We start from the raw sequence: 8,684 nt of genomic DNA on the forward strand, positions 1-8,684 counted from the left end.
CCCCGTGAAGCCAACACCGAGGGCGGGGTGTTCCCGGCTATCTTCGGCACTGTGTTCATGGTCTTCCTGATGGCGATCATCGTGACCCCGCTGGGGGTGGTGGCGGCAGTCTACCTGCACGAATACGCGGGCAAGAACAGTCTGACCAAGATCATCCGCATTGCGGTGATCAACCTGGCGGGCGTGCCTTCCATCGTCTACGGCGTGTTTGGTCTGGGCTTCTTCGTTTACACCCTGGGGGGCAGCATCGACCGCCTCTTCTACCCGGAAGCGCTGCCGAGCCCGACCTTTGGTTCACCTGGCGTGATCTGGTCGGCGCTGACCCTGGCTATCCTGACCCTGCCGGTGGTGATTGTCTCCACCGAAGAGGGGCTGGCGCGGATCCCGAGCACCATCCGTCAGGGCTCGCTGGCACTGGGCGCGACCCAGGCCGAAACCCTCTGGCGCATCGTGCTGCCGATGGCGAGTCCGGCCATCATGACCGGCCTTATTCTGGCGATTGCCCGTGCAGCCGGTGAAGTGGCGCCGCTGATGCTGGTAGGGGTGGTGAAACTGGCACCGACCCTGCCGATGGATGGCAACTTCCCGTATCTGCATGTGGAGCGCAAGTTCATGCACCTGGGCTTCCACATCTATGACGTCGGCTTCCAGAGCCCTAACGTCGAGGCGGCCCGCCCGCTGGTCTACGCCACCTCCTTCCTGCTGGTGACGGTGATCGTGGGTCTGAACCTGACCGCTATCGGTATTCGTAACCACTTGCGCGAGAAATTCCGGTCGCTGGAGCATTAATCCGGCGCCGCATGAGTGATACAAGAGTGAGATAACAGAGGGGCGGCCGAGCGCGAGCCGCCATCTCTCTGCACCAATACGTGAGGGGCGCCGGCAGCAGTCTGGCCACTCCAGATAGATTTTGAGGTAACAGATGATCAACGTAACGACCACGTCTACCCAGCACACCGCGCTGGACCTGCTCAACCTGACCCCGGAGCAGACCGCGCTGGAGGTGAAGGATCTCAACCTGTACTACGGCAGCAAGCAGGCGTTGTTCAACGTCAACATGAAGATCCCCAAAGGGCAGGTGACCGCCTTTATCGGCCCGTCAGGCTGTGGTAAATCGACCCTGCTGCGCTGCATCAACCGGATGAACGATCTGGTGGAGATCTGTCGCATCGAGGGGGAAATCCAACTGCACGGCCACAACATCTATGACAAGAGCGTCGATGTTTCTGCCCTGCGCCGTCAGGTAGGCATGGTGTTCCAGCGCCCGAACCCGTTTCCCAAGTCCATCTACGAGAACGTGGTCTATGGTCTGCGCCTGCAGGGGATCAACGATCGTCGCACTCTGGATGAAGCGGCCGAGCGCTCCCTGCGCGGTGCGGCCCTGTGGGACGAGGTGAAGGATCGTCTGCATGACAACGCCTTCGGTCTCTCCGGTGGTCAGCAGCAGCGTCTGGTGATTGCCCGCGCCATTGCCATCGAGCCGGAAGTGCTGCTGCTCGATGAACCGACCTCGGCGCTCGACCCCATCTCCACCCTCACCATCGAGGAGCTGATCAACGAGCTCAAGAGCCAGTTCACCGTGGTGATCGTGACCCACAACATGCAACAGGCTGCGCGTGTGTCGGATCAGACCGCCTTTATGTATATGGGCGAGCTTATCGAGTACTCGGATACCAACACCATTTTCACCACCCCGGCCAAGAAAAAGACCGAAGATTACATTACCGGTCGTTACGGCTAAGGAGAGGAGAGGATGAATCTCAGCAAACAGATTGGCAGTCGGTTCAACGGCTAAGGCATAATCGGAGCAATCAAGGATTATTTGTATGGACAATATGAACCTCAATAAACACATCTCCGGTCAGTTCAATGCCGAGCTAGAGAGCGTGCGCAACCAGGTGCTGGTGATGGGCGGTCTGGTGGAGCAGCAACTCACCGACGCCATTGCGGCGATCCATGATCAGGATCTCGATGCGGCTCGCAAGATCGTGGCCAACGACCACAAGGTCAACGCGATGGAAGTGGCGATCGACGAGGAGTGCACCCGCATCATCGCCAAGCGTCAGCCGACAGCCTCCGACCTGCGACTGGTGATGGCCATCATCAAGACCATCACCGATCTGGAGCGCATTGGCGACGTGGCTGACAAGATCGCCCGCATGCTGACCGACAACGCCAACAAGCCGCAGCCGCCGCTGGTGTCGCTGGAGAACATGGGTCGTCGCACCATCAAGATGCTGCACGATGTGCTCGACGCTTTCGCCCGCATGGATCTGGATGCGGCGCTGGCGGTCTACAAGGAAGATGACAAGGTAGACCGCGAGTACGAGTCCATCATCCGCGAGCTGATGACCTATATGATGGAAGATCCCCGCACCATCCCCCAGGTGCTCAACGTCCTGTGGGCGGCGCGGGCCATCGAGCGGGTCGGCGATCGCTGCCAGCACATCTGCGAGTACATCGTCTACTACGTGAAAGGCAAGGATGTGCGCCATACCAAGGCGGACGATCTGGGCACCTTGCTGGGCAAGGGCTAACCGGAAGTGAATAAAAAGGCGCGTGAAGCGCCTTTTTTGTTGCATAACTGGTCGGAGTAAGATAAAGCCCCCAACTGGCTGTTTTCTGATAGAATACTCCCCCTGTGTGAGTCCCGGATGGGCTCACGGTCCGGTCTCCCGGGCCCAGTTTGCCGTCTTGTGCTAAGGCGGGTGTAGCAATAGGTTAATCATGAGTTTTGCCGATAGTTTGTTCTTTTTAATGCTGCTGGTTGGCGGCAGTGTGTTCTTCTCCCTCTCCGAGATCTCTCTCGCCGCGTCTCGCAAAATCAAATTGCAGGTGATGGCGGATGAAGGTAATCGCCAGGCCGAAAAGGTGCTGGCCCTGCAGGCCCAGCCGGGCAACTTTTTCACCGTGGTGCAGATTGGCCTCAATACCGTCGCCATTCTGGGCGGTATCCTGGGTGAGTCTGCCCTCAACCCCGCCATCAAGGGGATTGTCTCCCAGTTCTACCAGGGCCCTTGGCTTGGCGAGATCAGCTCCGGTGCCTCCTTCGTGTTCGTCACCGGCATGTTTATCCTGATCGCCGATCTGATGCCCAAGCGTCTGGCCATGACCATGCCCGAGCAGATTGCCGTGGTGGTGGTGCGCCCCATGCTCTTTTTCGTCACCGTGTTGATGCCGCTGGTGTGGGTCTTCAACGGGCTGGCCAACTCCCTGTTCCGTCTGATGCGCGTCTCCACGGTGCGTAACGACGAGATCACCTCCGACGATATCTATGCGGTGATGGATGCCGGTGCCGAGGCGGGGGTTATCCAGCGCGAGGAGCATCAGCTCATCGAGAACGTGTTCGAGTTGCAGTCCCTTGGTGTCACCTCCGCCATGACGGCTCGCGAGAGCCTTATCTACTTCACCCTGCAAGAGAGTGAAGAGAGCATCAAGGCGAAGATCGCCGAGCATCCCCACAACAAGTTTCTGGTCTGTGACCACAACCTCGACAGCATCAAGGGCTTTGTCGATGCCAAAGAGCTGCTGATCCGCGTTATCGGCGGCCAGAGCATCGACCTTATCGGTGGCAACCTGGTGCAGAACGTCATCATCATCCCCGATACCCTGAACCTCTATGAGGCGATGGAGTACTTCAAGAATCATCGTGGCGACTTTGCCGTGGTGATGAACGAGTACGCGCTGGTGGTGGGGATTGTCACCATGAACGACCTGATGAGTACCGTCATGGGCGAGTGGGCGACCCACGTAGTGGAAGAGCAGATCGTCCAGCGCGACGAGAACTCCTGGCTGGTGGACGGGGTTACCCCCATCTCCGACGTGATGCGCGCCTTCGATATCGAAGAGTTCCCCGAGAACCAGAACTACGAGACCATCGCCGGCTTTATCATGTATATGCTGCGCAAGATCCCCAAGCGCACTGACTCGGTCAAATACGCCGGTTACAAGTTCGAAGTGGTCGATATCGACAGTTACAAGATTGATCAGCTGCTGGTTACCCGGGTCGAACCGGCTGTGGCCGAGAAGCCAGCTCAGGAATCGTAAAAGGAGCGACATAAGAGTCATGAAGATGCAGTCTCATTCCCGTGCGCTGGCCTGTGTCGCGCTCGCCCTGGCACTGGGTGCCTGTAGTCAGAGTGCGCCGCGCAAAGCCACAGTGGCAGCCAAGCCGGTAACCCCCAAGCCTGCCGTGGTCGTGCCGCAGCAGGATCCCGATGCGGTGGTACAAAGCGGCATGGCAGAGCCGAGCCCGGTCTTTGATGAGCAGTATCACGGCCCGGATCAGGGGTCGCTGGAGTCGGTTACCGCCCTGTTTGCCCGTGGCTACATCGAGTCCGCCATGCGCGAGACCATGCTGGCGGCGGTGCACAACGACTATCCACTGCTCGGCATGCGGGATGTGCGGTTGACCGATCCGGTCTCCAAATTCCTCACCTCCGAGCATGCGGCCACCACGGCCCATGACTACCTCTATGCCGGCGTGCAGCGTCGCCTCGGTCGTCCTCTCAGCCCTGCCCAGTGGGAGCAGATCTGGCGCGGTCTGCCGCAGCAGGGTCGGGTCTCGGACTGGGTCAAGCAGATCAAGCGAGTGCTGGCCGGGCGTTAAGCTGCCAGCGGATCAAGATAGTGATGAGGCCACCTTCGGGTGGCCTCTTGCATTTCTGCGTTTGCCTCGCCGTTTGCACGCTGATTTCTGCTGATACTGATTGCCGCCCGTGGCACTTTGTTTTATCTTGCTTTGGCCATCTAAACATCCATATGTTTTTATGGCTGCATAATAAAAGGGCTTCCCAAGATGAAGCTGGACGATCTGCAGCGATTCGATGCGAAACCGCAGATCAACAAAACAAACAGATAAATACGCAAATAAACAACGCATAAAACAAAGAGACACGACAGATGGAAACCAGGGAATTGTGGGTGCTGGATGGGGGCATGGGGCGCGAGTTGGCACGGCGGGGGGCACCGTTTCGTCAGCCCGAGTGGTCGGCGCTGGCCTTGATGGAGGCGCCAGAGACGGTGCGTGACGTGCATCAGGCCTATGTGGCGAGCGGGGCCAGGGTCATTACCACCAACAGCTATGCGCTGGTGCCGTTTCATATCGGCGATGAGCGTTTCTTTGCCGACGGGGAGGGGTTGGCAGCGCTGGCTGGTCAGCTGGCCCGTGAAGTGGCTGACGAGCAGAAGGGCGCCGTGCAGGTGGCGGGTTCTCTGCCACCGCTGTTTGGCTCCTACCGTGCCGACCTGTTCAAGGCGGACCGGGTGAGCGAGCTGGCGACGCCGCTTATCCGGGCGCTATCCCCTTATGTGGATATCTGGCTGGCCGAGACCATGAGCCTGATTGCCGAGCCACTGGCCCTGAAAGCGCTGTTGCCTGACGATGGCAAGCCGTTCTGGGTCTCCTTCACGCTGGAAGATGAGGCGCCGGGCAACGAGCCGCGACTGCGTTCCGGCGAGCAGGTGGCCGATGCAGTGACCGCGCTGGTGGCGGCCGGGATCGATGCCATCTTGTTCAACTGCTGTCAGCCCGAAGTGATCGAGGGGGCGCTCAAAGTGGCCGGTGACGCTTTGCAAGAGCAGGGCCGCACCGATATTCGCCTCGGCGCCTATGCCAACGCCTTCCCGCCGCAGCCCAAAGAGGCCACCGCCAATGATGGGCTGGACGAGATCCGCGCCGATCTGGGGCCGCTGGATTACCTTGGCTGGGCCGAGCGCTGGCGCGCAGCCGGTGCGAACTTGATCGGCGGTTGCTGCGGCATCGGCCCCGAGCATATTCAGGCGCTGAGCAGCCGGTTGCGCTAAGGAGCTTCCATGAAAGAGAGCAAGATTGGGCTCTGGTCCCTCACCGCGCTGGTGTTCAGTTCCATGGTGGGGGCGGGGATTTTTAGCCTGCCCCAGAACATGGCCGAGGTGGCAGGCGCCCGCGCTGTGCTGATCGGCTGGGGCGTGACGGGGGTGGGCATCCTGGCGCTCGCCATGAGTTTTCTCTATCTGTCGCGGTTAAGGCCGGATCTCGACGGCGGTATCTACAGCTACGCCCGCGCCGGTTTTGGCGAGCTGGTGGGATTCTTCTCCGCATGGGGGTACTGGCTCTGCGCCACCATCGGCGTGGTGGGCTATCTGGTGATCGCCTTTGCCGCGCTGGGCAGCTTTGTCGACACCCCCGAGCAGATCTGGTTTGGTGACGGCAATACCCTGGCGGCGTTTGTCGGTGAGTCCTGCATCCTCTGGGCGGTACATCTGCTGGTGGCCCGCGGTGTGCAGCAGGCGGCGCTATTCAATCTGGTGGCGACCCTGGCCAAGAGCCTGCCGCTGCTGCTGTTTATTCTGTTTGCCTGCTACTGGTTCGAGCCGGTCACCTTCGCGGCGGATCAGCAGGGCAGTAGCCTGGCGGTGCCGGTTTCCGAGCAGGTGCGCAACACCATGCTGATCACCCTCTGGGTCTTCACCGGTATCGAGGGGGCAGCGGTGCTGTCGGCCCGCGCCCGAAACCGACGGGATGTGGGCACCGCCACCGTACTGGGGGTCGTGCTGGCACTGCTGCTCTATGTGCTTATCTCGGTGCTGGCGCTGGGGATATTGAGTCGGCCCGAGCTCGCAGCGCTGCCCAACCCCTCCATGGCAGGGCTGATGGCCCAGATGACCGGCTCCTGGGGCAAGCTGCTCATCAGCGTCGGCCTTATCGTCTCTGTGCTCGCCTCCTACGTGAGCTGGACCCTCTTCTCGGCGGAGGTGCCGTTCAGCGCAGCCCGCCACGGCGCGTTTCCCGCCATCTTCCGGCGCCAGAACCGCAATGGGACGCCTATCGCATCGCTCTGGCTCACCAGCCTGACGGTGCAGACTTGCCTGCTGCTGGTGTGGCTGCTCGGCAAGGGCTACACCAGCCTGCTGCTTATCTCTACCTCGATGATTTTGGTGCCCTACCTGCTGATCGGTTTGTTTCTGCTCAAGCTCTCGTTCAGCAGGAAGGGGGAGAGCGGGCAGGGCCGCGGTCTGATGCGGGCGGTGGCGCTGGTGTCGAGCGGTTACGGCTTCTGGCTGCTCTATGCCGCCGGGGTTGAGTATCTGCTGCTCTCCTTGCTACTCTACGGGCCGGGTCTGCTGCTGTTTCTCTACAGCCGTCGTTAGCTGGGCGCAGATCTTTGCCTGAGTGGTCGCGAGCGGCTGTTGGCCGGAGTGACCTTGCTGAGCCTGATCCCCGCCGTCTGGTCGTTTGCCCATCTCTGATATCGAAGATGTGACTGACCATAAAAGAGAGCGCCACAGTGGCGCTCTCTTGTTATCAGGGGTTGGTTATCAGGGACTTGCTATCCGGGAGTTGTGACCCAGGGAGAAGGCTTAGCGGCTGGCAGGCCCAGCCGGTTTGCCAAACAGCACTGCGAGCTTTTGTCGCCAGGGTAGGCCACGGGCGTCGTGCAGCATGTCGCGCCACTCGTGGAAGGTGAGGGTGAGGGGATTGAAGCTGTGGATCGGCTTGGTGATGCCAAAGCGACACGGCTCGGCCGGATCTTCTTCGACAAAGGTTCCGAACAGCCGATCCCAGATGATCAACACCCCGGCAAAGTTGCGGTCTATGTACTTGGCGTTGCTGGCGTGGTGCACCCTGTGGTGGGAGGGGGTGTTGAAGACCCACTCAAGCCAGCCGAGTTTGCCCACCACCTGGGTGTGGACGAAGAACTGGAAGCCCAGACTCAGCAGCACGGTGGCGACCACCGCCTCAGGCGGGAAGCCGATGACAATCATCGGGATCCAGAACAGCCACATGCCGGAGATGGGATACATCAGGCTCTGGCGAAAGGCGGTGGAGAGATTGAGCCGCTCCGAGCTGTGATGTACCACGTGGGAAGCCCACAGCCAGCGCACATGGTGGCTGGTGAAGTGGAACAGCCAGTAGCAGAGATCCTGCAACAGGAACAGCAGCAATACGCTCCAGAAGGTGATCTCGATGTCGAACAGTCGCCAGCCCCAGAGGGTGTCATACAGATAAGCAATGGCGATGGCCGCCAGGGCATCGCCCCCTTGGTGCATCAGGGCCAGGGCTGCGTTGGCGAGCAGATCCCGCCACTGGTAGGTGGCAGTGGGAAAGGCCGCGCCATGTTTGCGCAGGTAGAGCATCTCCCAGCCGATAAAGGCCAGAAAAATCGGGGAGAGATAGAGCAGGAGCAGTTGCACATCCATAGCGGCCATCCATTCAGAGCAATTGCTCTCCAGCATAAAGGATGGCTTTAATATTTCATTAACATTTTATCGGCGCGGGAGCTGGTACATGTCGGCACGCTTGATGTCGGGTTCACCGTGACTGAAAGTTGCAACAGGTGCTCAGGAAATGACATGGGCTGGCTATGCTTGATGCAGGCTGTGTTGCGGGAGTATCGGGCTTATGCGCTTATGGATTTGTTTATTGCTGGTATTTTGTAGCGGCATTCACGCCAAGACCCGGGTCGAGATCCTGGCGGACTCTGCCTATCCTCCCTACTCGTGGCAGGAGGGGGAGGAGGTCAGGGGCATATATGCCGACATCATCCGCGAGGTGACTGCCCCCATGAGTGACTATGAGGTGGTGCTCAAACCCATGCCGTGGCGGCGGGGCCTGAGCATGATCGAGCAGGGGGCCGCCTTTGCCATCTTTCCGCCCTACTACCTGCCCGATGCCCGCCCCTATATCTGGCCCTACTCCCAGC

The 8,684-nt window shown here is 60.1% G+C and carries 7 protein-coding genes and 2 pseudogenes; 8 read left to right on the top strand and 1 reads right to left on the bottom strand.

The annotated features are described in order from the left end of the window. The 7 genes and pseudogenes from pstA to AACS18_RS00035 form a co-directional block, all read left to right on the top strand. Positions 1-789: phosphate ABC transporter permease PstA (gene pstA, locus AACS18_RS00005; RefSeq protein ID WP_108613406.1), on the top strand; the 789-nt coding region annotated here is incomplete at its 5' end. Positions 790-922: 133 nt separating this feature from the next. After that, positions 923-1,741 (top strand): phosphate ABC transporter ATP-binding protein PstB, encoded by an 819-nt coding sequence (gene pstB, locus AACS18_RS00010; RefSeq protein ID WP_005334102.1) that lies wholly within the window; start codon positions 923-925, stop codon positions 1,739-1,741. A gap of 85 nt (positions 1,742-1,826) precedes the next feature. Next, positions 1,827-2,537: a phosphate signaling complex protein PhoU gene (gene phoU, locus AACS18_RS00015; protein ID WP_005334097.1), complete on the top strand. Its 711-nt coding sequence runs from the start codon at positions 1,827-1,829 to the stop codon at positions 2,535-2,537. Between the two features lie 190 nt (positions 2,538-2,727). Then, the gene (locus tag AACS18_RS00020; RefSeq protein ID WP_005334094.1) at positions 2,728-4,047 is read left to right on the top strand and encodes a hemolysin family protein; all 1,320 of its coding nucleotides are present in this window, start codon (positions 2,728-2,730) and stop codon (positions 4,045-4,047) included. Positions 4,048-4,066: 19 nt separating this feature from the next. Further along, positions 4,067-4,609: a hypothetical protein gene (locus AACS18_RS00025; RefSeq protein WP_181363361.1), complete on the top strand. Its 543-nt coding sequence runs from the start codon at positions 4,067-4,069 to the stop codon at positions 4,607-4,609. A gap of 293 nt (positions 4,610-4,902) precedes the next feature. Next, positions 4,903-5,805 carry a homocysteine S-methyltransferase family protein gene (locus AACS18_RS00030; RefSeq protein ID WP_108613407.1) on the top strand — a complete coding sequence of 301 codons (903 nt, stop codon included), beginning with the start codon at positions 4,903-4,905 and terminating at the stop codon, positions 5,803-5,805. A gap of 9 nt (positions 5,806-5,814) precedes the next feature. Then, positions 5,815-7,230, top strand: a pseudogene (locus AACS18_RS00035) (basic amino acid/polyamine antiporter). Positions 7,231-7,341: 111 nt separating this feature from the next. On the opposite strand, the gene AACS18_RS00040 reads toward AACS18_RS00035, so the two are convergent. Next, positions 7,342-8,181, bottom strand: coding sequence for a sterol desaturase family protein (locus AACS18_RS00040; RefSeq protein ID WP_181363363.1), 840 nt, complete (start codon positions 8,179-8,181; stop codon positions 7,342-7,344). Positions 8,182-8,383: 202 nt separating this feature from the next. On the opposite strand from AACS18_RS00040, the pseudogene AACS18_RS22945 reads away from it, so the two are divergent. Then, a pseudogene (locus AACS18_RS22945) lies at positions 8,384-8,684 on the top strand (substrate-binding periplasmic protein); the annotation flags it as partial.

Origin of the sequence: Aeromonas sp. HMWF015 (assembly GCF_963878965.1) — a bacterium.
Classification (GTDB): domain Bacteria; phylum Pseudomonadota; class Gammaproteobacteria; order Enterobacterales; family Aeromonadaceae; genus Aeromonas; species Aeromonas veronii.